The 22,765-nt window shown below is 73.7% G+C and carries 18 protein-coding genes; 10 read left to right on the top strand and 8 right to left on the bottom strand.

Features of this window, described 5'->3' with window-relative positions; translation table 11 throughout:
• Positions 1 to 48: 48 nt before the first annotated feature.
• The 3 genes from EKH77_RS32120 to EKH77_RS32110 all read left to right on the top strand — a co-directional run bounded on the left by EKH77_RS32120 (position 49) and on the right by EKH77_RS32110 (position 4,474).
• On the top strand, positions 49 to 1,686 hold the full coding sequence (locus EKH77_RS32120; RefSeq protein WP_126917680.1) for a purple acid phosphatase family protein: 1,638 nt from the start codon (positions 49 to 51) through the stop codon (positions 1,684 to 1,686).
• Between the two features lie 145 nt (positions 1,687 to 1,831).
• On the top strand, positions 1,832 to 2,605 hold the full coding sequence (locus EKH77_RS32115; protein ID WP_126917679.1) for a hypothetical protein: 774 nt from the start codon (positions 1,832 to 1,834) through the stop codon (positions 2,603 to 2,605).
• 186 nt (positions 2,606 to 2,791) lie between these two features.
• Positions 2,792 to 4,474, top strand: a complete 1,683-nt coding sequence (locus tag EKH77_RS32110) for a DUF885 domain-containing protein (RefSeq protein ID WP_126917678.1) — start codon at positions 2,792 to 2,794, stop codon at positions 4,472 to 4,474.
• Between the two features lie 33 nt (positions 4,475 to 4,507).
• Here EKH77_RS32110 and EKH77_RS32105 read toward each other — a convergent pair whose 3' ends face one another.
• Positions 4,508 to 6,079 carry an FAD-dependent oxidoreductase gene (locus tag EKH77_RS32105; RefSeq protein WP_126917677.1) on the bottom strand — a complete coding sequence of 524 codons (1,572 nt, stop codon included), beginning with the start codon at positions 6,077 to 6,079 and terminating at the stop codon, positions 4,508 to 4,510.
• Between the two features lie 344 nt (positions 6,080 to 6,423).
• Between EKH77_RS32105 and EKH77_RS32100 the strand changes: the two genes are divergently transcribed.
• The 3 genes from EKH77_RS32100 to EKH77_RS32090 all read left to right on the top strand — a co-directional run bounded on the left by EKH77_RS32100 (position 6,424) and on the right by EKH77_RS32090 (position 9,463).
• Entirely contained in the window at positions 6,424 to 8,172 is a 1,749-nt protein-coding gene (locus tag EKH77_RS32100) for a SpoIIE family protein phosphatase (protein WP_240667661.1), read from the top strand.
• A 93-nt stretch (positions 8,173 to 8,265) separates the two neighbouring features.
• Positions 8,266 to 8,712: a hypothetical protein gene (locus EKH77_RS32095; RefSeq protein ID WP_126917676.1), complete on the top strand. Its 447-nt coding sequence runs from the start codon at positions 8,266 to 8,268 to the stop codon at positions 8,710 to 8,712.
• A gap of 43 nt (positions 8,713 to 8,755) precedes the next feature.
• The gene (locus tag EKH77_RS32090) at positions 8,756 to 9,463 is read left to right on the top strand and encodes a TetR/AcrR family transcriptional regulator (protein WP_126917675.1); all 708 of its coding nucleotides are present in this window, start codon (positions 8,756 to 8,758) and stop codon (positions 9,461 to 9,463) included.
• 307 nt (positions 9,464 to 9,770) lie between these two features.
• Here the strand turns inward: EKH77_RS32090 and EKH77_RS32085 are convergent, their stop codons facing one another.
• Positions 9,771 to 10,577, bottom strand: a complete 807-nt coding sequence (locus EKH77_RS32085) for a class I SAM-dependent methyltransferase (protein ID WP_126917674.1) — start codon at positions 10,575 to 10,577, stop codon at positions 9,771 to 9,773.
• A gap of 225 nt (positions 10,578 to 10,802) precedes the next feature.
• Between EKH77_RS32085 and EKH77_RS32080 the strand changes: the two genes are divergently transcribed.
• Positions 10,803 to 11,966 (top strand): PP2C family protein-serine/threonine phosphatase, encoded by a 1,164-nt coding sequence (locus tag EKH77_RS32080; RefSeq protein WP_240667660.1) that lies wholly within the window; start codon positions 10,803 to 10,805, stop codon positions 11,964 to 11,966.
• 16 nt (positions 11,967 to 11,982) lie between these two features.
• Here the strand turns inward: EKH77_RS32080 and EKH77_RS32075 are convergent, their stop codons facing one another.
• Both EKH77_RS32075 and EKH77_RS32070 read right to left on the bottom strand, forming a co-directional pair.
• Positions 11,983 to 12,567, bottom strand: coding sequence for a dihydrofolate reductase family protein (locus EKH77_RS32075; protein ID WP_126917673.1), 585 nt, complete (start codon positions 12,565 to 12,567; stop codon positions 11,983 to 11,985).
• Positions 12,568 to 12,641: 74 nt separating this feature from the next.
• Positions 12,642 to 13,871 (bottom strand): cytochrome P450, encoded by a 1,230-nt coding sequence (locus tag EKH77_RS32070; protein ID WP_126917672.1) that lies wholly within the window; start codon positions 13,869 to 13,871, stop codon positions 12,642 to 12,644.
• A 182-nt stretch (positions 13,872 to 14,053) separates the two neighbouring features.
• On the opposite strand from EKH77_RS32070, the gene EKH77_RS32065 reads away from it, so the two are divergent.
• Positions 14,054 to 15,628, top strand: a complete 1,575-nt coding sequence (locus EKH77_RS32065) for an APC family permease (protein WP_430981042.1) — start codon at positions 14,054 to 14,056, stop codon at positions 15,626 to 15,628.
• On the opposite strand, the gene EKH77_RS32060 is transcribed toward EKH77_RS32065, so the two are convergent.
• The 3 genes from EKH77_RS32060 to EKH77_RS32050 form a co-directional block, all read right to left on the bottom strand.
• Positions 15,619 to 16,539 carry an MBL fold metallo-hydrolase gene (locus tag EKH77_RS32060; RefSeq protein ID WP_126917670.1) on the bottom strand — a complete coding sequence of 307 codons (921 nt, stop codon included), beginning with the start codon at positions 16,537 to 16,539 and terminating at the stop codon, positions 15,619 to 15,621. The genes EKH77_RS32065 and EKH77_RS32060 overlap by 10 nt on opposite strands.
• Positions 16,540 to 16,655: 116 nt before the next feature.
• A complete protein-coding gene (gene otr(A) / locus EKH77_RS32055) occupies positions 16,656 to 18,638 on the bottom strand; it encodes a tetracycline resistance ribosomal protection protein Otr(A) (protein WP_126917669.1) in 1,983 nt (660 codons plus the stop codon).
• A gap of 222 nt (positions 18,639 to 18,860) precedes the next feature.
• Positions 18,861 to 19,814 (bottom strand): SGNH/GDSL hydrolase family protein, encoded by a 954-nt coding sequence (locus EKH77_RS32050; protein WP_240667658.1) that lies wholly within the window; start codon positions 19,812 to 19,814, stop codon positions 18,861 to 18,863.
• A 178-nt stretch (positions 19,815 to 19,992) separates the two neighbouring features.
• Here EKH77_RS32050 and EKH77_RS32045 point away from each other — a divergent pair, with 178 nt between their 5' ends.
• Positions 19,993 to 21,189, top strand: coding sequence for a PucR family transcriptional regulator (locus EKH77_RS32045; RefSeq protein ID WP_126917667.1), 1,197 nt, complete (start codon positions 19,993 to 19,995; stop codon positions 21,187 to 21,189).
• Positions 21,190 to 21,300: 111 nt separating this feature from the next.
• Positions 21,301 to 22,407 carry a PP2C family protein-serine/threonine phosphatase gene (locus tag EKH77_RS32040; protein ID WP_126917666.1) on the top strand — a complete coding sequence of 369 codons (1,107 nt, stop codon included), beginning with the start codon at positions 21,301 to 21,303 and terminating at the stop codon, positions 22,405 to 22,407.
• A gap of 9 nt (positions 22,408 to 22,416) precedes the next feature.
• On the opposite strand, the gene EKH77_RS32035 is transcribed toward EKH77_RS32040, so the two are convergent.
• Complete coding sequence (locus EKH77_RS32035) at positions 22,417 to 22,641, bottom strand: hypothetical protein (RefSeq protein ID WP_126917665.1); 225 nt, start codon at positions 22,639 to 22,641, stop codon at positions 22,417 to 22,419.
• Positions 22,642 to 22,765 lie beyond the last annotated feature (124 nt).

The raw sequence follows: 22,765 nt of genomic DNA, 5'->3' as shown, positions 1-22,765 counted from the left end.
CCTACAGTGCCCCTCTCTCACAACCTCCCCACCGGAAAAGGGCGTTCCATGGCGGTCAGTCGCAGATCCGTGCTCAAGGGTTCCTCCGCCGCGGCGGCGGCCTCGGTCGTCGGTGCCGCCGGGGAGGCCGCCGCCGCGCAGGCCCCGGCGACGGCCCCCGCCGGACAGCCCTCCACCGGCCCGCTGTTGCAGTCCAGGCCCCACCGGCTGGGGGCGCCCGGCGTGCTGGGGGTGCATCTCCAGTTCGGCACCGATCCCGCCACCGAGATGACCGTCTCCTGGATCACTCCGCAGTCCGTGCGCCGGCCGCAGGTGCGGCTGGGTTCGCCCGACGGCGGGCACGGGCGGGTGGCCGAGGCCGAGACGAGGACGTACCGGGACGCGCTGTCGAAGGAGGAGGTGTACGTCCACCACGCCCGGCTCACCGGCCTCCGCCCGGCGACCACCTACCTGTACTCGGCCGGCCACGACGGCGCGACCCCGGAGACCGGATCGTTCACCACCGCGCCGCGCGGCCGCAGCGCCTTCACCTTCACCAGTTTCGGTGACCAGGCGACCCCCAACCTCCGCCGGGTCATCCACCTCCCGGACGGCGTCCCCTCCCCCGTCAACCGTTTCCCGCTGTACTCCAGCAGCCAGGTCGGCTCGCCGGCGTCCGCGGACATCGTCTCCGCCGTGGAGCGGGTCGCCCCGCTGTTCAACCTGATCAACGGCGACCTCTGCTACGCGTCCGTCGCGGGCGCGTGGGGCACGAGCCGGCCGGCGACGTGGGCGGACTGGTTCATCAACAACAGCCGCTCCACGCGGCTGCGCCCCTGGATGCCGTGCGCGGGCAACCACGAGAACGAGAAGGGCAACGGGCCCATCGGCGCCGCCGGCTACCAGACGTACTTCTCGCTGCCGGGCTCGTCCGCCGCCTCGGACGAGGAGACCCGGGGCATGTGGTACGCGTTCACCGTCGGCGCGGTGCGCTTCATCAGCCTCGCCAACGACGAGGTGGCGCTCCAGGACGGCGGCGACACCTACATCCACGGCTATTCCGGGGGCGCCCAGCGCCGCTGGCTGGAGCGCGAGTTGAAGGCGGCGCGCGCCGACCGCGGCGTCGACTGGATCGTGGTGTGCATGCACCAGCCGATGATCTCCAGCACCCGGTCGGCGGGCAGCGACCTGGGGATCCGCGAGGCGTGGGGCCCGCTGTTCGACCAGTACGGCGTCGACCTGGTCGTCTGCGGTCACGAGCACCACTACGAGCGTTCGCACCCCCTGCGCGGCACGCTCCCGAACGACGCGCGCACCCCCATCCCGGTGTCGACCCGGACCGATGTGATCGACACCGGCAAGGGGACCGTCCACATGGTCATCGGCGCGGGCGGGAACATCGCCACCACGCAGGACGACATGTTCGACACCCCGCAGGCCCGGGTCATCATGGGCCTGAGCGACAAGGTGACGTCCTCCGGTCACAAGGAGCCGGTGTACGTCACCGAGGACGCTCCTTGGGCCGCCGTGCGGGACCACAAGTACACCCACGGGTTCGCGGCCTTCGACGTCGACCCGGGCGACCGCCACGAGGGCCGGACCCGCATCCGGGTCACGTACTACACGTTCGGTGGGCCCCACGGCGACCTCACTCCGGTCGACACCTTCACCCTGGAACGGTCGCGCTCCGACGCCCACCGGGCCTGATACCGGCGGCGCCATGGTGAAGAACCGTCAAGGATGACACCATCGTGCCGGAAAAAGGGGGTGTACCTCGGTCAACCCCGCTCGCGGGCTGGTCGGGCTGAGTAACATCCCGCAGCAACACCGGCTACGAGGAGAGCGAGCTGCAGTGACCGACGAATCCGGCGACACCAACATCCAGGAGCGGTACGCGGCGCGGTTCGCCGCCGACCTGGAGAACAACACCAAGGAGCGGGAGGCGATCCGCTCGAGCATCGCGGAACTGCGGGCACGCCTGGAGCGGTTGGAGACCGAGGCCGCGTGGCTGTCCACGATGCGGGGCGCGGTCACCACGGCCCCGGGCACGGGACGGGGCGAGCGGCCCGCCGAGGCCGGGCCGACGGCCGGCGCCCCGGCCACTCTGCAGGCCGATACCCGGGCCGACACTCAGGCCGATGTCACGGCCGACGACGCCTCGGCAGAATCGCCGGCCGAGGGTGACGCCCCGGCGCCGGACGCCGCTCCGCAGGCCGTGCCCCGGCCGCGCCGGGCGAAGAAGGCCGCCGCCGGCCAGCGCGCCCGCAAGGCGAAGGCGGCGCGCGCCAAGTCCGCCCCCGCGCCGGAGGCGAAGGCAGCCGAGAAGCCGGCGGCGAACGGCCGGAGGACCGGGCCCACGCGCCGGGATCTCGTCCTGGGGCTCCTGGCCCAGCACCACGAGCCGCGGACGGCCGGCGAGGTCACCAAGGAGCTGGAGGAGGCGCACCCCGAGCGCGCCGCCAGCACCCAGGTGGTGCGCAACGCGCTGGAGTCCCTCGTCTCGACGGGGGACGTGGAGCGCGAACGGCAGCAGAAGTCGGTGTTCTACACGGTCCCCGGCACCGCCGTCGCCGCTCCGGAAGCCGTCGCCGGAGCGACCGGTGAGGACGTCGCGGCGGGCGTCTAGCCACCCCGGCCGCCGGCGCCGGAGCCCAAGGGCTCCGGCGCCGTCCCGCGCGCAGTCGCGGACGCGCGGGAGCGACTGGCGCGAATCCACGTGGTGCGCCGGTGGCCGCGCGTCACCGCCCTGACCGCTGGGCAGGGTGAGAAGGCGAGCGGCGAGGCGCGCCGCCGGGTGATTCCGGGAGCCGGTATGACCGATGCAGCCGTGGACGCGTCGCTTCCCCGGCAGGTCGCCGACGGATACGTCGACGACCTCGTCCGGCTCGACCCGATCGTCGGTACGTTCATGGGCGACCCGCTGAGCTCGGGACGGCTCCCGGATCTCTCCCCCGACGGGCACGACGCGAGGGCCGCCCTCGCCCGCGCCACCCTGGCGCGGCTGACCGCGGCCGAGGCCCACCCGGGCGCGGACCGGGGTGTGGAGCGGCTCTGCGCGAAGCTGCTGCGCGAGCGGCTGACCGCCGGGCTCGACGACTACGAGGCGGGCGAGGAACTGCGCCGGGTCGACAACATCTCCTCACCGCTGCACCGCGTCCGCAAGGTCTTCGCGCTCATGCCCACCGGCACCGAGGACGACTGGGCCGCGCTGGCCCAGCGGCTGCGGGCGGTGCCCGGCACGCTGGAGGGCTACCGCGCCTCGCTCGCCGAGGGCGTGCGGCGGGGGCTGCCCGCGGCTCCCCGGCAAGTGGCCACCACTGTCATCCAGCTGACGGAGTGGCTGGCCACCGGGGGTTTCGCCGTGTTCACCGCCGACGGCCCCGAGACCCTGCGGGGTGAGCTGTCGGCGGCAGCGGAGGTGGCGACGGCGGCCGTGGCGGAGGCGCGGGACTGGTTCCGGGACGCCTACGCCGCCGCCGTCGAGGGCGCCCCGGACGTGGTGGGCCGCGAGCGGTACATACGGGCCGCCCGCTTCTGGAGCGGAACCGACCTGGATCTGGACGAGGCGTACGCGTACGGCTGGGCCGAATTCCACCGGCTGCGGGAGGAGATGCGCGCCGAGGCGGAGAAGGTGCTGCCCGGCGCCGGGTCGCCGTGGGAGGCGCTGTCCTGGCTGGACCGGCACGGGCGGGCCGTCGAGGGCGTCGAGGAGGTCCGGCGGTGGCTCCAGGAGCTGATGGGCGAGGCCATCGAGGCGCTGGACGGTACGCACTTCGAACTGGCCGAGCAGGTCAAGCGCGTGGAGGCGCGCATCGCTCCCCCGGGCGGCGCCGCCGCGCCGTACTACACCCAGCCGGCGCTGGACTTCTCCCGGCCGGGGCGCACCTGGCTCCCGACGCTGGGCCGGACCCGGTTCCCCGTCCACGGCCTGGTGTCGACGTGGTACCACGAGGGTGTGCCGGGCCATCATCTCCAGATGGCCCAGTGGACGCTGGCCGCCGGGACCCTGTCCCGGTACCAGACGAAGGTGGGCAGGGTCGGCGCCACCCTGGAGGGCTGGGCGCTGTACGCGGAACGGCTCATGGACGAGCTGGGGTTCCTCACGGACCCGGCGCACCGGCTCGGCCATCTCGACGGCCAGATGATGCGTGCGGTGCGCGTCGTCATCGACATCGGCATGCACCTGGAGCTGGAGATCCCCCGTCACTCGCCGTTCCACCCCGGGGAGCGCTGGACGCCCGCCCTGGGGCGGGAGTTCCTCGGCCGTCACTCGGGCCACTCCGCCGACTACGTGGAGAGCGAGATCACCCGCTATCTGGGCAGGCCGGGCCAGGCCATCGGCTACAAGCTGGGCGAGCGCGCCTGGCTGCGGGGCCGGGCGGCCGCCCGCGCCCGCCGCGGTGCCGGGTTCGATCTCAAGGAGTGGCACATGAAGGCGCTCGCGCTGGGTTCCCTGGGGTTGGACGACCTGGAGCGCGAACTCGCGGCGCTGTGAGCCGGGCGGCGTCCCGCCCGACGCGCCGCCGGGTCACCGGTCGTCGGCGTCGGGGGCCTCCCGTATCTCCAGGGGCCGGGTCGCGGGGCCGTTGAGCACGGCCCCGTCGGGGGCGAAGCGGGAGCCGTGGCACGGGCATTCCCAGGTCCGTTCGACGGCGTTGAACGCCACCAGGCAGCCCAGGTGCGTACAGCGCGCGGAGACGGCGCGCACGGTGCCGTCCTCCTGCCGGTGGACCGCGCACCGGCGGCCGTCGACGCGGACGACGGCTCCGCCGCCGGGCGGTACGTCCGTCTCCGAGGCCGCGCGCCCGGCGCGCAGGCGGTCCGTCAGGAAGCGGCGCCCGAAGGCCACCTGGTTCCGGAGCGCGGCGGGTGCTCCGCGTACCGCGCGGCCGGGTCGCCACGGGTCGTACAGGCCTGCCCACGAGGGGATCGTCCGTCCGACGACGAGCTCCGTCAGGAGCCGGCCGGCCATGACGGCGCCGCTCAGGCCCCAGCCGCCGAACCCCGTGGCGACGTAGGCGTGCGCGGCCCCGGGGCGGCGGAGGCCGACGAACGGCACGGCGTCGGCGGATTCGTGGTCCTGGGCCGTCCAGTGGTGGAGGATCCGGGCGCGCGGGAAGCGCTCGGTGGTCCAGTGGACGAGCCGGTCGAACCGGCGGGCCACGTCCGGGTCCCCGGGGGCCGAGCACTCGCCCGTGACGATCAGCAGGCGGCGCTCCTCGTCGTACGGGGCGGTGCGCACCGACCGGCCGCCGTCCTCCCGGGTGACGTACATGCCGCCGGGGTCGTCCCCGACGGGCAGCGTGGCGGCCACCGCGAGTTCGCGGCGCGTCGAGAGGCGGGTGTACAGCAGGCCGCGGTCGAGGACGGGGTGGTGGGTGGCGAGGACGACGTCCGCCGCGGTGACGACGAGGCCGTGCTCGGTCGTCACCCGGCAGGGCGTGCCCTCCTTGAGACCGGTCACCCGGGTGTTCTCGTGGACGCGTCCGCCGCGCGCCAGGATGTCGTGGGCGAGGGCGAGCAGGTAGCGGCGCGGGTGGAGCTGCGCCTGGTCCTCGACGCGTACGGCGCCGGTGATGGTGAAGGGCAGTCCGGTCCCGGTGGTGTACGAGGCGGCGAGCCCGGCCGCGCGGGCCGCCTCGGCCTCGGCCCGAAGGTTCTCGTGGCGGGTCGTGCCGGTGGCGTAGGCGTGGGCGGGCAGCCGCTCCAGGTCGCAGTCGGCGCGCAGCGCCGCCGCGATCTCGCCGACCCTGTCGACCGCCTCGGCCATAGAGCGGGCGCACAGCCGCGCGGCCTCCTCGCCCCGCGTCCGGGCCAGCCCGGCGTAGCCGAGGGGGTGGAGCGCGGTCACCTGGGCGGTGGCGCGGCCGGCGCTCCCGGCGGCGAGGTGTCCGGCCTCCAGCACGACGACCGAGCGCCCGGCCTCGATGAGCTCCCACGCGGTGCTCAGCCCCGTCGCGCCGCCGCCGACGACGGCGACGTCCACGGTGAGGTCGGACGTCAGGGCGCCGGCGCCGGGCACGGTGGGGGCGGTGGTGGCCGTCCAGTACGGCTCGGCGACGCCGGGGGGAAGGGGGCCTGGGCCGGGAAGGCGTGACATGCCGCCCGGGTGCCCGCGTCACGGCGCCCGAAGCGTGGGAGGGTGCCGAATACGGCCGTCCGGGTGTACGCGGGACGCCCACGGTGCGCCGTGCCGCTGCGCATCCGCACGGTAGTCCGCCGTACCGCGTCGCCCGGCCCCGTGTGCCGGGCCGTCTCTCACCCGTTCGCCGGAACGCCGGGCCCGCCTGCCGATGTCGGCCGACCGGCGTGGCCTGGAGCGGCATGCCCGCCGGTGCGCCGTCCGGCCGGTGGCCGACGGCCTGCCGTCGCGCGTGCGGCTCCCGGGTACGGCGGCCAGCATGGACGGTGGCCGCCTCGGGCCGGTGAGACGAGGAGGAGACGGTGGCCGCTGACACGCCGCCTCCTCGGTGGCTCTTCCCAGCCGAGGCGGAGACGACGCACGGGGCGGACGAGAAGGCGGCGCGGGCGCGCGAGCACCGGCTGCTGCGGAAGGTGCTGGAGGGCACCGCGGCCTCCGTCTTCGTGCTCGACACCCGGCTGCGCTACCTCTACGTCAACCCGGCGATGGCGCGGATGTCCGGCATACCCGCGGCCGCGTTCCTGGGCCGTACCGTCGGCGACGTCCTGCCCGAGCTCCAGCGGCCCGACGACGTCCTGCGGCAGGTGCTCGCGGACGGCCTGCCCCGGGAGGTCGCCGTCACGGGACGCACCCACGCCCGCTCCTCCTACGCGCAGCGCCAGTGGCGGACCGTCTACCACCGGCTGGAGGACGAGGGCCGGATCGTGGGCCTGTGCGGCATCGGCGTGGAAGTGAGCGGCCTGCGCCAGTACGTGACGGAGCTGGAGGCCGCCCATGAGCGGCTCGCCCTGCTCGACACGGCCGCCACACGCGTCGGGACCACCCTCGACGTGGAGACCACGTGCACGGAACTGGCCGACTTCCTGGTGCCGGCGCTGGCCGACGCCGCGAGCGTCGAGATCACGGAGGAGGAGGCCGGCGGCACGCCGCCCCCGGCGCCGGGCATGCTGCGGCTGCGCCGCATGGCCCTGTCGGCGGTGCCGCGACTGATGCGGCACCTGGCCCGGTTCGGCGAGCCGGGCGACCACGTGGACGTCCAGCGGGGCTCGGCGATCCGCCGGTGCCTCGACACCGGCGAGCCGTGGGTGGGCAACCTCGCCTCGGACGAGCTGCTCCGGCGGATGGCCCCGGACCCCGGCCGCGTCGCGGCCTATCGCGCGGCCGGCATCCACTCCCTGTTGGTGGTGCCCCTGCCGGCGCCGCAGCACCCGGTGGGGACGCTCATCCTGTCGCGGGCGGGGGAATCGCCGCCGTTCGCCGAGGACGACGTCGTGGTGGTGCGGGAGCTGGCCGCGCGGGCCGCGGTGACCGTGAGCAACGCCCGTCGGTACACCCACGAGCACGCGATGGCCCTGGAGTTGCAGCGCGCCCTGCTGTCGGAGCCCGGCAGCCCGCATCCGGACGTCGAGACGGCCTCGCGCTATCTGCCGGCGGGCCGCAGCGCCCTCGTCGGCGGCGACTGGTACGACTCGCTGGCGCTGCCCGACGGGCGGACCCTCCAGGTGATGGGCGATGTGATGGGCCACGGTTTCGCGGCGGCCGTCGCCATGAGCCAGTACCGCTCCCTGCTGCGGACCGTCGGCACGTCCGGCGCGTCGCCCGGCGCGATCCTGGAGCGTGCCGACCGGGACGCCGCTCGGATCGGTCTCGACCGTGTCGCCACGTGCCTGCTGGCGCTGATCGATCCCGGCGCGGGCACGATCACGGCCGCCCGCGCCGGGCACCTGCCGCCCGTGCTGCTGCGTCCGGACCGCGAGGGCGAGTTGCTGGACGTACCGGCCGGTCCCCCGCTGGGCACCGCGCTGTGCGGCTACGAGGCGCGCACGGTGCGCATGCCGCCCGGGAGCGTCCTGCTGCTGTACACGGACGGGCTGGTGGAGCGGCGGGGGGTGGACATCGACGTGTCGCTGCGCGCGCTGACGCGACTCCGGCTGCCGCTGACCGGCCCCTTGGACGGTGTCCTCGACACGCTCCTGTCCCGGCTCGCCGAGGGCCCGGCCGAGGACGACATCGCCCTGCTCGCCGCGCGGCTGCGCCGGGACCCGGCCTGAGAGCCGGCCCGGACCCCGGCTTGAACGCGTTCAAAAACAGGTCTACAGTCTCGATCAAGAAAGTTTTGAACACGTTCAAGAAAGGCATGGGACGTGGACCTCACCGTCGTCGCGTACGCCATCTATCTGCTGGTCGGCCTGGGACTCACGATCTGGGTCGCCCACACGCTGAGCCGCAACGGCCGGGTGTTCCTGGCCGATGTCCTGAACGGGGACGAGAAGCTCGCCGGAGCCGTCAACCATCTGCTGGTGGTGGGCTTCTACCTCGTCAACCTGGGATTCGTGGCGCTCTACCTCCAGGACGACTCCGCCGTCACGAACGCCCGGGAGGTGTTCGAGACCCTGTCGCGCAAGCTCGGCGTCGTGCTGCTGGCGCTCGGCGTGATGCACCTGGGCAATGTGTACGCGCTCAACAAGTTCCGCCGCCGCGGCATGGCGGACCGCGGGCAGCTCCCGCCGGTCCCGCCGCAGGGGTGGCCCGTCGCCCCGCACGGCTACCCCGTCCCGCACGGCCCATGGGCCCCGCCGACCGGGCAGTGAAGCCGGAGGAACTCCCTCGCGAGCACGCGACTAGGCTCTGACCGTGCCAGCAGAGAAAGAGCCCCGAGCCCCCAAGAGCGAGCAGACCCGCGCCCTGATCCTGGAGACCGCCCTGAGGCTGTTCCAGGAACGCGGCTACGACAAGACCACGATGCGGGCCATCGCCAAGGAGGCCGGGGTCTCCGTCGGCAACGCGTACTACTACTTCGCCGGCAAGGAGCACCTGATCCAGGGCTTCTACGACCGGATCGGCGCCGACCACCGGAGCGCCGTCCGCGAGGTCCTGGACCGGGAGACCGATCTGGAGGCGCGGCTGGCCGGAGTACTGCTGGCGTGGCTGGACGTCGCCGCGCCGTACCACGAGTTCGCGGCGCAGTTCTTCAAGAACGCCGCCGATCCCGACAGCCCCCTCAGCCCCTTCTCCTCCGAGTCGGAGCACGCCCGGGAGGCGTCCATCGCCATTCACCGCGAGGTGCTGGCGGGCTCCCGGGCGAAGGTGCCGGCCGAGCTGGCCGACGCGCTGCCGGAGCTGATGTGGCTCGCGCAGATGGGGCTCACCATGTACTGGGTCTTCGACCGCTCCCCCGGCGGCGAGCGCAGCCGCCGGCTGGCCGTCCGGGGCGCCCGGCTGACCGCCCGGGGCGTGTCGCTGGCCCGGTTCCGGGTGCTGCGGCCGCTGGTGCACGAGGTGCACGAGCTGTTCACGGACTTCCTGCCGGGGATGGCCCGGACGGTCGCCGCCCGCGCCTGAGAACCGGGCCCGGCGCGGAAAACCCGGCCGACTCGGGCATCGCGGATGTTACCGGCAGGTTTCCTCTTGACTTAGAACATAGCGGGAGGAAAATTGCCATTACCCAGACAACCGGTGAGAGCCGCACCATCCGATGGAGACGTTCATCGGGTCCGAGTGACCCCCATCTCGGCAAACTGGCTAGGCCCCCGGAAGGGCCCGGAACCGATGGCGAAGTCGAGGCGACGACCGAGATTCGTGAGTCGGGGACGGAGCGCCGGGGGCTGTCGCATGTCTCTTGGCCTGGATGCCCGGCTTCTCTCTTGGCCTAGACGCCCGGCTTCCGCCCCTGGACCGAGTACATCAGGCAGGAGGCGGCCAGGAAGTCGGGGTGGCTCATGGCCGCCCGCGCGGCCTTCAGCCCCTCGTCGGTCAGGCCGGCCGCCAGGAAGCGGTCGCACAGGTGCCGGGTGTTGTGGATCTGGAGGGCCGTGCCCGGGGAGTCCGCGCGCCAGCGCTGAACCTCGGGCTCCGCGTCGATGTCGGTCAGCCCCGTCGCGTGCAGGGCGGTGGCCGCGTCCCGGCCCCAGGTCAGCGCCGCTCCGGCGGATTCCAGCAGGGCGGTCTTCGCGCGGAGGTACGCGCCGTAAGCTGCCCGGGCGCCCTCCCCGGACTCACCCACCGGGATCAGCGGGCCGTAGGTGGTCTCGTCGAACTCGTCGAGCTGGAGCCATCCCCCGGGCCGCAGCGCCGCCACGAGCCGCCGGAGTACGTCGAGGCGTCCGGGCAGGTGAAGCAGGACCAGACGGGCGTGGACGACGTCGAACGCGTTCTCCGGGAGCGGGTCGGCGGTGATGTCGTGCGTGAGCACCCGCAGGCCCGGCGCGGGCGCCAGGTGCCGCGGGGTGACGTCCGTGGCCAGCACCGATCCCGTGGGCGCCACGCGCCCGGCCAGCCACCGGGCCACGCTGCCGCCCCCGGCCCCCACCTCCAGCACCCGCGCGCCGGGGCCCACGCCGAGCCGGGCCAGCCGGCGGGTGGTGAAAGGGTCGTAGGCGGCGGCCAGACAGCGGTGCTGCTCGGCCGCGTGCTCGTTCTCGTTGTCGAAGACATAGCCGTGCGGCGTCGTCGTCACGGGCCGAGAGTAGGACTCCGGCACCGGCGCGTACAGGCCGCCTTCAGGGGCCTCGGCCGATGGAACGGGCTCGTTCGGCCGGACGGGCGAGTGCCGCTGACGGGATCGTCGTACGAGCGCGCCGCCGTGGCTCAATGGCGGGACGCGCCGCCGCGCGTCGTGCCCGCGGCGGCGCGGTGACCGTGCCCCCGGGCCGCGCGACGGGAACCTCGAGAGGAGTGGCGGGTGAGGCAGCGGCAGCGCGACGACCCCTGCGGGGCCGAAGTCGCCCGTCCGGCGCGGCTGAGCGACACCGGCCTGCTGGAGGCGCCCGAGCCGCCGGTCTGGATGCGGTGGCTGCCCGCCGTCTTCGTCGCCGCCGTGCTGCTGCTCGAACCGCTCACGCCCGTGCAGTGGCCCGTGAGCTTCCTGCTCATCGCCCTTCCCGTGATCGCCGCCTTCGCGCACGGCCCCGTCGGCGTCGCCGCCGTCACGGTCTTCGCCGTCGCGCTGGAGGGCACCCTGGCCGGCAGCGTGTGCTGCGCGGGGCGCCCGTCGCACGATCTGTGGGAGCGTCATTACGTGGGCGCGTACGTCTCCACCGCCGTCGTCGGCGTCCTGGGCACCGTCCTCGCCGCGCACCGGCGGCGGCAGGCGGCCCGGCTGGTGCGGGTCGGCTCGGTCGCCAGGGCGCTGATGCTCACGCTGCTGCGACCGGTGCCCCGTGAGGTCGGCGAGGTGCTGGCGGCCGGGGTCTACCGGCCCGCCGAATCCCTGGTCGGCGGCGACCTCTTCGACATCCGGGCGACGGACGCGGGTGAGCGCGCCGTCGTCGGCGACGTCCGCGGCAAGGGGCTCGCCGCCGTGCGGACCGTCGCCGACCTGCTGGGCTGCTACCGCCAGGCCGTCCACGACGCGGGCGGGCTGGCGCAGATCGCCGTCAGCATGGAGCGCTGCGTGGCGCGCGAGGCGGCGGCGGTGCCGGACGACGAGCTGTTCGTCACCGCGATCCTCGTCGAGTACGACGCGCTCGCGCGGCGGGTGGAAATCGTCAACTGCGGCCATGTGGAACCCGTACTGATCTCGGACGGCGAGGTCCGCTGCCTCGCCGGGCCGCCCGCCCTGCCCCTGGGACTGGCGGCGCTCGGCACCGAGGGACCCGTCGCCTACAGCCATCCCTTCGGGCCCGGTGACGTGCTGCTGCTGTGCACCGACGGGCTGGTGGAAGCACGTGACGCGGCCGGGGACTTCTACCCCCTCCTGGACCGGCTGCGCGACCGCTTCGGCGGCCGCCCGGCCCCGGAGCCGGAGGAGGTCATCGACTTCCTCGACGCCGACCTCCCCCGGCACACCCTCGCGCTCCACGACGACGTGGCCGTCCTCGCCATCGCCCCGCGCGCACGGCCTTAGCCGGGCGCCCGGCGCGTCAGCGCTTGCGGCTGTACGTCCGTACCAGGGCGCCGTTGTCGAAGGTGCGGACCGACTCCAGGGCGAAGTCGGTGACCGCGAAGTCCGAGCCGAACATCGGCATGCCCGAGCCGTAGACCTGCGGATAGGTCTTGATCACCAGCTCGTCGATCTCGTCGAGCAGTTCGCCCGCGATCTGGGAACCGCCGCAGAGCCAGATACCGAGCTCGCCGTCCTCCGCCTTGAGCTTGCGGATCGCGCCGGGCACGTCCTCCGTGATGAGGGTGACGTTCGGGTCGGGCGACTCCCCGAGCGTCCGGCTCGCCACGTACTCGCGCAGGTGCCCGTACGGGCTGGTGACGCCGGTGTCGAGGGCGAGCTGGTAGCTGCCCCGGCCCTGGACCACCGTGTCGAACCGCCGGTTCTCCAGGTCCTGGAAGCCGAGGGCCTCGCGGCCTCCGGCGGCGACGGTCTCCGGGTATTCCGTCTTCAGGAAGTCCAGGAACTCCTCGGTGACGAACTGGTACATGGACGACGCGTCACCCTTCGGGTCGCCGATGAAACCGTCGATGCTGCAGGCGACGAAGTAGGTGAGCTTGCGCAAGGTGATCCTCGATTTCGTAGGCGACGACGCAGATACGCCATTATTGACGATGTCTCACCTGCCGGGACTGGGAGTTACGCCACAACGTCCCAGGTGACGGGCAGTCGGTGGACTCCGTAGAGGCTCATGGGGCCACGCGTCGGCACCTCCTCGGGCGGGACGGCCAGGCGCAGCGTCGGGAAGCGGGTGAAGAGCGCGGGCAGGGCGACGCGCAGTTCCACGCGGGCCAGTTGCTGGCCCAGGCACTGGTGGATGCCGTGGCCGAAGGCGACGTGGCCGGTGGCGCCGCGGCGCAGGTCGAGCGCGTCGGGCTCGGGGAACCGGTCGGGGTCGCGGTTGGCGGCCTGGAGGGAGAGGGTGACCGTCTCGCCGGCCTTGATGAGGGTGCCGTCCACCTCGACGTCCTCCAAGGCCGCCCGCATCCCGGTGTGGGCGATGCTCAGGTAGCGCAGCAGTTCCTCGACGGCCTGGTCGGCGAGGCCGGGGTCGGAGCGGAGGGCCGCGGCCTGGGCGGGGTGGCTCAGCAGGGCGAAGGCGCCGAGCCCGATCATGTTCGCGGTGGTGTCGAGCCCGGCGGAGAGGAGGAAGCTGCCTATGCCGGCGAGCTCGTCTTCGGTGAGCTCGGTGGTGGTCAGATCGCTGAGCAGGTCGTCGGTGGGGGCGGCGCGCTTGACGGTCACCAGCTCGCGGACGAATTCGGTGAGGGCGGCCAGGGCGGCGTACTGGTCCTCGACGGACGCGCTGCCGTCGCCGACGGTCGCGGCGCGGCGCCGGAACTCCGCGCGCTCGGCCTCGGGCACGCCCAGCAGTTCGCAGATCATCAGGGCCGGTACGGGGTGGGCGTAGGCCGTGACGAGGTCGAGGCCGGGGCCCTCGCGCTCCATGGCGTCGAGGTGGTCGGCGGTGATCTCCTCCACCCGTGCCGTGAGCGCGCGCATCCGGCGGACGGTGAACTTCCCGGCGAGGAGGCGCCGGTAGCGGGTGTGCTCGGGCGGGTCGATGCCGGTCATGTCCCCGAGGGGGGCCGGGGGGAGGGTGGTGAGGCCGGGGAGGGCGACGGGGAAGTGCATGAGTTCGTAGCGGGAGCTGAAGCGGCGGTCGGCCAGGATCGCGCGGACCGCGGAGTGGCCGGTGGCGAACCAGCCGAGGTGGCCGTCGGGATAGCGCATCCGGCGCAGCGGCCGGCTCTCGCGTATCCCGGCCAGCTCGGCGGGCGGGTCGAAGGGGCAGCCCTGGGGCCGCTCCAGCGGCGGTCCGTCGAGCGGCGCGGGTTCGGGCAGGGTGATGGGCGGTTCGTTGCGCATGGCGTCCTCCGGTGTGGGCGTGAGGCCAATGGTGCCATGATGGCACATTGTTGGCGCCATCAGAAGAGCCATTAGTGCGCCATGCTGGCTCGATTCACATCGGGAAGGCTGCGGTATGAAGCGATATGACAGGCACTCACTCGTCCCCGGAGGGCTCACACGTGTCGGACCGTTCGCTGCCGGTGGAGCCCGGCACGCCCGAAGTGGCCGTCCAGGAGCGGCGGCTCCGCCGCGACCTGGGGTTCTGGGGACTGACCGGAATCGGTTTCTCCAACATCGTCGGCTCCGGCTGGCTGTTCGCCGCGATGTACGCGGCCCAGACGGCGGGCCCCGCGTCCCTGCTCACCTGGATCGGAGCGGGCGTGCTGTGCGGGCTCGTCGCCCTCGTGATGATCGAGCTCGGCGCGTCACGACCCGAGGGCGGCGGGACGGTCCGCTGGCCGCTGTACGCCAGCGGCCGCCTGGTGGGCACGCTCGTCGGCTGGTCCGTCCTGCTGTCGGTGGGCGGCACCGCGGCCGAGATCAGCGCGATCATGCAGTACGCCAACCACTATCTCCCCGGCCTCTACACGGGCCACACCCTCAGCGCCTCCGGCCTGGGCGTCGCCGTGGCGCTGAGCACCCTGCTGACGGCGCTGAACTGGTTCGCGGTCCGGACGTTCGCCCGGCTCAACAACCTCGTCTCGGTCTTCAAGGTCGTCATGCCCGTCGTCACCGTGCTGGCGCTGCTCGCCTCCGGCTGGCACTCCGGGCGGCTGACCGACCACGGTGGTTTCGCGCCCTACGGCTACGCCGCCTGTCTGTCCGCGCTCGCCGGGGGCGGCGTGGTGTACTCGGTGAACGGCTTCCAGGCCCCGCTGGACTTCTCCGGCGAGGCCCGCGACCCGCGCCGGACCATCCCGGCCTCGGTGCTCACCGGCATCGGGCTGGCGCTGCTGATGTATCTGGGGCTCCAGCTGGCCTTCCTCTTCGCCGTGCCCGAGGACCTCCTGGGCGGCGGCTGGAAGGGCGTGAGCTTCGAATCGCCCTTCGGCCAGCTGGCGCTGATCTTCAACCTCCACTGGCTGTCCACGCTCCTCTACGCGGACGCGGTCGTCTCACCGGGCGGTTCGGCGTACGTGGGCGTCGCCATCGACGCCCGGCACACCTACGCCCTCGCCAAGAACGGCACCCTGCCCCGGGCGCTGATGAAGGTCGACGGCCGCTCCGGGATCCCGCACCGGGCGCTGGCGCTGAACCTCGCCGTCATCGTGGTCTTCCTGCTGCCGTTCGGCGGCTGGCAGCGCATCGTCAGCATCATGGGCGACATGTATCTGCTGATCTATGCCGCGTCGGCCGTCGCCGCCGCGGTCTTCCGGCGGCAGCCGGGTGCGCGGATGGCGGGCTGGGTGCCCGGGCTGCGCTGGATCGCGCCCGTCAGCTTCGTGGTGTCGAGCGAGTTCGTGTACTGGTCGGGGTGGCATGATCTGCGGCTGGCGCTGCCGCTCGTCCTGGCCGGGCTGCTGATCTTCCTGGTGATGCGGCGCGCGGGTGGCCAGGACGGGCCGCTCCTCGCCGAACTGCGTACCGGGGCCTGGCTGGTCGTCTACCTGGCCGTGCTCACGCTGTTCTCCTGGCTCGGCACGTTCAAGGGCTCGGGCCGGCTGCCCGCGCCGTACGACTCGCTGACCGTCGCCCTCTTCGCGCTGGGCGTCTTCTTCTGGGCGGTCCGTTCGGGTGTCCGGCAGTTGCCGCCCCCGCTGGACACTCAGGCGTGACAAGCCGGCGGCTCGCCGTGGAACTCCGTCATGCGGGCGAAGAGCTCGTCCATGTCGAGGTGGCTGCCCCGGACCTCGCCGCGCTCCTCCGCGTACGCGCGGAACAGGTTGGGCACCAGGCGCTCGGCGTCCACCCAGCCGGCGTACGGGCCGGGGCCCGCCGCGCGGGCGGCGGCGAGCGGGCCGAGACCGGCCGCCAGGCCGTCGCGGGCCAGCACGCGCAGCCGGCGCAGATAGGCCTCGTTGTCGTCGAGCACGCCGGGCCCGGCGACCGGGCCGTGGCCGGGGACGACGACCTCGGGGCCCAGCGCGCGCAGCGCGTCGAGCGCCTCCAGACAGCCGGCGACGGAGCCCATGGGGCAGAACGGCGTCACCCCGTTCATCACCAGGTCCCCGGCGAACAGCACGCGCTGCCGGGGCAGCCAGACCACCGTGTCGGCCGCCGTGTGCGCGGGACCGAAGGACAGGAGCTGGGCTTCCGTGTCCCCGACGTGCAGGGTGACCCGCTCCCGGAACGTCAGTTCCGGCAGGGCCGGGCGGAGGGCGCCCCAGTCGACGCCGGGCCACAGTCCGGTCAGGTGGAGCCCGGCGCGCGCCATCCACGCGCGGGTGTCCTCGTGCGCGACGATCAGGGCTTCGGGGAAGAGGAAGTTGCCGAAGCTGTGGTCGCCGTGGAAGTGGGTGTTGACCAGGATCGCGGGGGCGGCCGGCGCTACGGAGAGCACGGCGGTCCGCAGGGACCGGGCGCGGGACTCGGTGGCGACGGTGTCCACCAGCGCCGAGCGGCCGGCCGAGACGATCAGCCCGGCGTTGTTCAGGCACCAGCCCCCGTCGGGCTGGACGTAGGCGAACACGCCGTCGGCGACCTCCAGCGGCTCCGGCGCGCGGCTGCCCGGTCCATGGCCGGTCATGGGGCCTCCTCGGTCCTCGGGGACGGTTCCGTCGCGCTCATCGTCCGTCCCCGGGCTGGAGTTCCCGTCGAGCGGCCATGGACCGGGCGGGCCGCGCGCCCGATCCCCCCGTTCCGCTACAGGCGCTTGAGCACGTGCAGCAGGTACGCGTCCCGGTTCAGCGGGTCCGGGCCCTGCGGGCGCGGGCGCACCGGGTGGCGTCCCCGGACGGGCCGGTAGCCGTGGAAGGCGGACAGGAAGACGCCCTCCCCCTGGGTGAGCGCCGGGACCTGCTGCTCGAAGCCGTGCGTGCGGCCCGCCGCCAGCAGGCCCTCCAGCCGGTGGACGTCGCCGTCGGCGACGGGCGGGAAGGGCGTCGCGCCCAGTTCGGCCAGTTTGGCGAGGACCGGGCTCAGGGTGCCGGCGGGCAGCTCCAGTTCGAAGGCGTCGACCGGTTCGTGGACCTCCGTCCCGGCCCGGCGCAGCGCGTCCATCAGGACCAGCGGGGTGACCTTGCGGAAGTCGTCCGCGGCGCTGACGGGGCTGGCGTAGCCGGTGTGGGTGAGCGTCACCAGGCAGTCGGTGACCTGCCAGCCGTACAGGCCGTGCCGCAGGGTCGCGTGGACGGTCTCCTCGATGGCCTTGTGGAACGCCCGGGGCAGTGAGCCCAGTTCGACGGCGAGGCGGAACACCACGCCCTCGCCGGGCCCGGCGGGCTCCACGCGGAGCCCCACCGTCGCCCAGAAGTAGTTCTCGGTGCGGGCACCGATCTCCTCCAGTGCCGCGCCGACGCCGGTGGGCTTCTCGATGTGGACCGTGCGGGTTTCCTCGAAGCGGACGGCGACGCCGAACTCCTCCGCGAGCGTGGTGTGGATGATGTCCTTCTGCACCTCCCCGTAGAGGCGCAGGACGGCTCCCCCGGTGTCCGCGTCCTGCCGGAGCTCGATGTGCGGGTCCTGTTCGGCGAGGGTCGTCAGGGCCGTGTGGAGCCGGGGCGCGGCCTCGGGTCGCAGGGGGCGGACGACGGTCTCCAGGGCGGGCGGGGCGAAGGCGCCGGTGTGTCCGGTGCCGTCCGCCGGGCCCAGCCGGTCGCCGACGCGGAGGTCCTTGAGGCCCCGGACCTGTGCGATGTCCCCGGCCTCCGCCCGGGCCTCGACGGTGGTGGCGCCGCGTTCGAAGACGCGCAGCGAGGTGATCCTGCCGGGGTGCCGGGTGAGGTGCCCGGAGTGGTCGGTGCGGTGGAGGACGGCCTCGTCGCGGGCGGCGAGGCTGCCGGCGGTCAGATGGAGGTAGCCGATCCGTTCGCCCCGGGAGCCGCGTTCGATCTTGAACACGGTGCCGGCCGGTTCCCCGCCGGGGCGGGCGCCGTCCGGGGCGGGGAGCAGATCCCGTACTCCGGAGAGGAGTTCGTCGATGCCCTCGCCGGTGACGGCGGAGCCGAAGTACACCGGGTGGGTGAGTCCCTCGGCGGTCTGGCGGGCGAGTTCCGCGGTGTAGTCCTCGGGCGTGAGGGTGCGGGTGTCGTCCAGGTAGGAGCCCAGGAAGGCGTCGCTGTGGCCGGCGAGGACCTCCGCGAGTTCGCCGGTGAACGCCGGGTCGTCGAGGGTGCGCGCGCGGACGCGGGTGGCGGGCGTGCCGAGGCCCGTGACGGTGGTCATGGCGACGGCGGAGCCGGTGAGCCGCCTGCGGATTCCGGCGAGGACGGCGTCGGTGTCCGCCCCGGCGCGGTCGGTCTTGTTGACGAAGACCAGGGTGGGGATCGCGAGCCGGCGCAGGGTGCGCATCAGGACGCGCGTCTGCGGCTGTACGCCTTCGACGGCGGAGACCACCAGGACGGCGCCGTTCAGCACGCGCAGGACGCGTTCGACCTCGGCGATGAAGTCGGAGTGCCCCGGGGTGTCGATCAGGTTGACCTTGAGGTCGTCGAGGACGAAGGCGGCGACGGCCGAGCGGATGGTGATGCCCCGGCGGCGTTCCAGTTCCAGGGAGTCGGTCTGGGTGGTGCCGTCGTCGACGCTCCCCACCGTGTCGATGACTCCGGTGCGGTGGAGGAGGCGCTCGGTGAGGCTGGTCTTACCGGCGTCGACGTGGGCGAGGATCCCCAGGTTCAGCTTGTTCATACGGGCTCTTCACAGTGATGGGTGCGGGCATGCGGTCCTTGGTCGTCGGAGCTCCGGTCGCCTGCCGCATGATGTCCCTCTCTCCGCGTCCGCTGTGAAGTGGCCCGTGAATGGCCGTGGAATGGCCCGTGAAACGGCCCCGCACGGTCTCGTGCGGGGCCAAATCAATCAGTCGCCGTGGGGGTTGTCCAACGGTTTTCCCCCGGGGCGCGGTCCGTGTCGTCAGCGGAGGGCGTTGAGCACCGCGTCGGCCCTGACGCGCTCACCCGTGGCGTTGGGGTGGAGCGGCAGGGTGGGCTTGCCGGGAATGAGCGGCTCGATCCAGGGGTCCGCCGAGCAGGGGTCGTGCCCCGTGGTCGGGGTGAGGGTGTCGACGAAGGTGGCGTCGTTGGCGGCGGCGGTCCTGGCGGCCATCTTGTTGAGGTCGCCAAGGACGGTGCGCAGATAGGCGATGTCGCCGGTGGTGATGGGCATCTTGCCGAGGCAGGTCCGCGGGTCGTCGGGTACGACCGACGGGTAGCCGACGATCAGCACCTTGGCGCCGGGCGCCTTGGCGTGGATCCGCTGGAGGCCGTCGGCGAGCTGGGGGGCGACGGCGTCCAGGCGCTTGCCGAGCGTGTCCTTGTAGAAGTCGCGGCACGGCGCCCCGAAGGGGTTGGTGAGGGCCAGGCCGGAGCACGCCACGACGACGTCGACGAAACCGAGGTCCGACGTGCCGAGGTTGTTGCCGCCGATGGTGAGGGTGACGAGCTTGGTGTCCGGCTTCACGGCGTCGAGCTGGGGGCCGTTGACACGGATGCCCACGTCGGTCTGCGCCGTGGTGAGGGCGCCCACCTTGGCCGCCGCGCAGGTGACGTCCGTGTACGAGACCGGTTTGAGGCTCGCGGCGAGGAGACGGCCGTAACTGCGGTCGGAGCGCAGGCACAGGCCCCCGGAGCTGGCGGGGATGCCGGCACCGGCGGCGTACGAGTCGCCGAGGGCCACGTAGGAGGTACCGGAGTAGGAAGTGCCGGAGCCGGCCGGGCTCGCCGCCTGCGCGGGGCCGGCCACGGCGGTGGCCAGGGGGGTGGCGAGGAGGGCGCAGCCCGCCAGCAGGGCGGGCCATTTCCGGCGGGAGGTGACGCCGTGGCCGGCGTCCGTACCGTCGTCCTTGGTGGTGGTCGCTGCTCTGGGCACGGGTCCTCCTGGGGGGTGCGGAGAGGTGAACGGACGACGAAACCGGCCGGTAACGTTGCGGATATCGTCGTGGGCTCCCGCCCCATGGGCCACGTACCGGTGCACAGTGATGACGTCGGCCCGTTGTCCCCGGGCACAACGTCGCCCGGATCCCGTCTCTGTTTGTAACCTGCGGTACATGAACCGCACTTCGCCGCCGCCCGCCGAGGTCGCCCCCGCCGCCGCCGTGCTGCTGGGGCGCGCGCGGGACGTGAGCGAGCGCATGGCCCTGCGCATCCGGGCCCAGGTGGCCTACTACGGCAGCGAGGACCGGGTGCCGTTCGTGGAACTGGGCGCCTCCTGCCGGGACAACACCGAGCTGGTGCTCGGTCAGCTCGTCGACCGCCGGGGAGCCGACCTGGCCCCGGCGCGCAACACGGGCCGTGAGCACGCCCGGCGGGGAGCGCCGCTGGCGGAGTTGCTGCACGCCTATCGGGTGGGGTCCGAGTTCCTGTGGTCCGAGCTGGCCGCCCTGGTCCGGGCCGCCGACGGCATCACCGTCGACACCGTCGCCTCGCTGGCCGCCTGGTGGGTGAACGAGGGTCTCGCGGCGGCGGCCGGGGACGCCTACCGGGAGGCGGCCTCGGAGCTGGCGCTCCAGCGGGAGCGCGAGCGTTCCGCGCTGGTCGAGGCCCTGTTCACGGGGCTGCTCACCGACCGCACCACCGTCTGGGAGGCGGCCCAGGTGCTGGGGCTGCCGACCGAGGGGCCGTTCGTCGTGGTGGCGGCGGACGTGCCCGCGCCGGGCCGGGAGGCGCTGCCGGGCATCGAGTCCCGGCTGCTCGCCGAGGAGGCGCGCTCGGCGTGGCGGCTGCTGCCCGACCTCCAGGTGGGCGTGGTGGCCGTGCGGGGCGCGGGCGGCGAGGAGGCGGCCCTGCGCGTCCTGGGCCGGGCCGCCGGCTCCCCCGTCGGGGTCAGCCCGCCGTACGCGGCGCTCCAGGACACGCCCCGGGCGCTGCGGCTGGCGCGGCTCGCGCTGTCCGGGGCGCGGGGGCGGGCGGCGGGCGTGGCCCGGTTCGACGACAGTCCCGTCTCCCTGCTGGTGGCGGCGTCCCCGGAGGAGGCCGGACGGATCGCGCGGACGGTCTTCGCCGGCGTCCTGAAGCTGCCGGCCGCCGAGTGCGCCCGGCTGCTGGAGACGCTGGAGCAGTGGTTCGCCGCGGGCGGTTCGGCGGCGGAGGCGGCGAAGCCGCTGTACTGCCACCGCAACACCGTCCGCTACCGGCTGCGCCGGGTGGAGGAGCTGACGGGCCGTTCCCTGCGCGACCCGCGCGCGGTCGCCGACCTGGCCGTGGCGCTCGGCGCCCTGCGGCTGCTGCCCGACGGCCCGGCCTGAGCGCGCACGCGGGCGGGACGGGAAAGGAACGTCGGAGAGGCACGTCGGAAAGACGTGCCGGAAAACGTGTCGGAGCCGGGTCCCGGTCGGCGGGAAATGTATGCAGGAGGAATGCACCTCCGGCCCCGGTCGCGGAGGGCCGAGGGGCCCTGGCACGGCAACCCCGCGCTCATCGCGGCGCCGCTCGCGCTCATCGCGCTGATCGTGGTGCTCGACCTGTGGACGGGGAAGTCCATCCAGTTGGGCCCGCTCCTGGTGGTGGCGCCGGCGATCACGGCGACGTTCGGCAGCCCCCGGCTCGTCGCCCTGGTCGCGGCCCTGGCCGTGGGCGCGCAGCTCGTGCTCAGCGCCGTTCTGGGCGGGGTGACCACCGCGAACCACGAGGCCCAGATCGGCGCCCTGCTGACCATCTCGCTCTTCGTCTTGGGCTTCCGCTACGCGCACGAACGGCACGAGCGGCAGCTCGGCCGGGCGCGGCTGGTGGCGGACGTCATCCAGCGGTACCTGCTGCGCCCCCTCCCCCAGCGCGTCGGCCCGCTGCGGGTGGCGGCGGTGTACGTCGCGGCGGAGGCGGAGGCGCGGATGGGCGGCGACCTCTACGCGACGGCGCGCACCCCGGACGGCAACCGGTTCCTGATCGGCGACGTGCGGGGCAAGGGCCTGCCCGCCATCGGGTCCACGACCCTGCTGCTCGGCGCCTTCCACGCGGCCGCGCACCGCAACCCGCCGCTGGCCCGGCTCGTCGCCCATCTGCACAACACCGTGTACTGGGACACCGTGGCGCCCTCGGACGAGCCGGACAACGAGGAGGGGTTCGTCACCGCCGCGGTGCTGGACGTCCCGGACGAGGAGCCCGTGATCCGGCTGATCAGCTGTGGCCACCCGCCGCCGCTGCTGGTGCACCGGGGGCGGGTCACCCCACTGACGGTCCGTGACCCGGCCCTGCCGCTGGGCGTGGGCTCGGACATGGAGGCGGACGACTACGAGGTGGAGACCTTCCCCTTCGAGGCCGGGGACCTGCTCCTGCTCTACACGGACGGGGTCACCGAGTCCCGTGACGCGCGGGGCGTCTTCTATCCCCTCGCCGAGCGGGTCACCGCCTGGCGGGAACGCGACCCGCAACGGCTGGTCCAGCGCCTCCACGACGACCTGCTCCACCACGCGGGCGGCACCCTCACCGACGACGCCGCCCTCGTGGCCGTCCTGCGCTGCCGCTGACCGGGGGCGTCAGCGGGACAGGGCGCCGCACGCGCTCTGGAGCACCCCGGAGTACTGGCTCACCACCGGCAGGGACTTCGTCTCGCCGTGGCACAGCGTGGCCTCGGCCGGGGCGGCGAGCCGGCCGAGGGGGACGGGCTCGGGCTTGGCGCCCGGTCGGGCGGCGTGGGCGGGGGACGCGGTGGCGCAGAGCACGGCCGTGCCGAGCACGCCGAGAGCGACGATCCTTCTCATGCCCGGCCCAACGATCCGTCAGGGCCGGTGGATGCGCCCCGGCACGGAACCACCACTGGTTTTCGTGTACGGGGTACGGTAATAGCTCATGACGGTATGACCACGGTATGACCGGAAGAGGAAG

Source organism: Streptomyces luteoverticillatus, from assembly GCF_003970715.1.
Classification (GTDB): domain Bacteria; phylum Actinomycetota; class Actinomycetes; order Streptomycetales; family Streptomycetaceae; genus Streptomyces; species Streptomyces abikoensis.
Note: the sequence above shows the minus strand (reverse complement) of the source record. Positions and strands in the feature narration are given on the sequence as shown.